Here is a 1,931-nt window from a genome sequence, read left to right on the forward strand (position 1 = left end):
CGCGCGCCGTCGCGGGCCAGATCGAGCGCCTCGGCGGCGCGGTCGGCCTCGACGCGGTTGCCGGAAGCGTGCCGCCGCTGGCCCGCGCGCTGCGGCACCCGCACCAGGTAGGTGCCGTAACCGACGAGGTGGTCGGCACGGGCCAGGGCCTGCTCGACCTCCGGGGTGGTCCACTGCGGCCCGGCGGGGCCCAGGCCCACGACGACGACCTCTCCCCCGGCCCGATCCTCGGTCCGCTCGCCGGCCGATCCGGCCGGAACGGCCCGCACCGTGCCCTCCTGTTCGAGCCGGGCCATCTTCGCCGAGGCGGTCGGGCTGGGCACGACGGCCACCGAGAAGTACGGCACGCTCTCCGGGTCGACCTCGGCGAACGGTTCCACGCGCTCGGCCTGCCAGGTGGCGCGCTCGACGTAGTAGGCCTCGTCCAACCTGCCCGCCTCGCTCAGCGCCTGCCGGATCGAGCCGAACGTGCGGCCCAGCTTGAGCACGGCGGCCGAGTCGGTGTCGGCCAGCCGTCGCGCCAGCTCCGGCGCGGGCAGCGTGCCCGGAAGCAAAGTGAGGACCTCGTCCCGCTCCACCAGCGGCCTGCCCGTCCGCGCGGCGGCGGCGCTGACCGACGTCACGCCGGGTACGACCTCCGCCGGGTAGCGATCGGCCAGCCGCTCGTGCATGTGCATGTAGGAGCCGTAGAAGAACGGGTCGCCCTCGCACAGCAGCACCACGTCGCGGCCCTCGTCCAGGTGGGCGGCCAGGCGCTTCGCCGACTCTTCGTAGAAGTCGGCCAGGGCGCCCTCGTACCCGCCGGGATGGTCGGTGGTCTCGGTGGTCACCGGGTACATCAACCGTTCCTCGACCTGGTCCCCCTCGCGCAGGTAGGGCTCGGCCACCGAACGGGCGATGCTGCGGCCGTGCCGCGCGCAGTGGTAGGCGAGCACGTCCGCCTCGCCGATCAGCCGGGCGGCGCGCACCGTCATCAGTTCCGGGTCGCCGGGGCCGAGGCCGACGCCGTACAGCGTGCCGGTGCTCACATCTCCTCCTTCGTCGCGATCGCGTTCACCGCGGCGACCGCCATCGCGCTGCCGCCCCGGCGTCCGCGCACCGCCAGGTACGGCGCGGGCGCGCGGTCGATCAGCTCCTGTTTGGACTCGACAGCACCGACGAATCCCACCGGCACACCGATGATCGCCGCCGGAGCGCCCACCCCCTCGTCGAGCAGCTCCAGCAGCCGGAACAGCGCGGTGGGCGCGTTCCCGATCGCCACCACCGAACCCGGCAGCGTGTCCCGCCAGAGCTCCAGCGCCGCCGCCGAACGGGTGGTCCCCAGCCGCTCGGCGAGCGGGGGCACCCGCTGGTCGGACAACGTGCACATCACCTCGTTGTCGGCAGGCAACCGCTTCCGGGTGATGCCGCTGGCGATCATCTGGGCGTCGCAGAGCACGGGCGCGCCCGCCTCAAGCGCCGCACGGCCCGCCTCGACGACGTCGGGGCTGTAGGCGAGGTCGTCGACGAGATCGACCATGCCGCACGTGTGGACCATCCGCACCGCCACGACCGAGACGTCCTCCGGCAGCGCGGCCAGGTCGGCCTCGGCCCGGATCGTCGCGAACGAGTGGCGGTAGATCTCCGTGCCGTCACGGATGTAGTCGATCACAGTCGTCCCTTCAGCTCCTCGGCCATGTCATCGGCCGAAACCCACGTTCCGTCGATGCGGTACCCGTCATCCTCGGCGAGGACGTCCACGTGATCGCCACGGGGCTTGCCGCAGCGCCGCTCGCACCCGCTGACGTGCGCGCGTACGCCCGGGGTGAGCACGGTCAGGCCCGTGAGTGCCCGGCGGGCGTCGCCGCGCACGTCCGCACGTGACTTGGCACACCCGGGCGCCCCGACACAGGCACTCACCCCCGCCTCCGGCGCCTCCGGCGACACGGCGC

2 protein-coding genes and 1 pseudogene are annotated in these 1,931 nt (G+C 73.5%); all 3 read right to left on the reverse strand.

Features of this window, described 5'->3' with window-relative positions; all coding sequences use genetic code 11:
- Positions 1–974 (reverse strand): precorrin-2 C(20)-methyltransferase (locus SACSA_RS0101960; RefSeq protein ID WP_048876331.1); only part of this gene is annotated, 974 nt, incomplete at its 3' end.
- Positions 975–1,024: 50 nt separating this feature from the next.
- On the reverse strand, positions 1,025–1,651 hold the full coding sequence (locus tag SACSA_RS0101965; RefSeq protein WP_019813067.1) for a precorrin-8X methylmutase: 627 nt from the start codon (positions 1,649–1,651) through the stop codon (positions 1,025–1,027).
- A pseudogene (locus SACSA_RS0101970) lies at positions 1,648–1,931 on the reverse strand (precorrin-3B synthase); the annotation flags it as partial. The gene SACSA_RS0101965 and the pseudogene SACSA_RS0101970, both read right to left, overlap by 4 nt.

Origin of the sequence: Saccharomonospora saliphila YIM 90502 (assembly GCF_000383795.1) — a bacterium.
In the GTDB taxonomy this organism is placed as follows: Bacteria; Actinomycetota; Actinomycetes; order Mycobacteriales; family Pseudonocardiaceae; genus Saccharomonospora; species Saccharomonospora saliphila.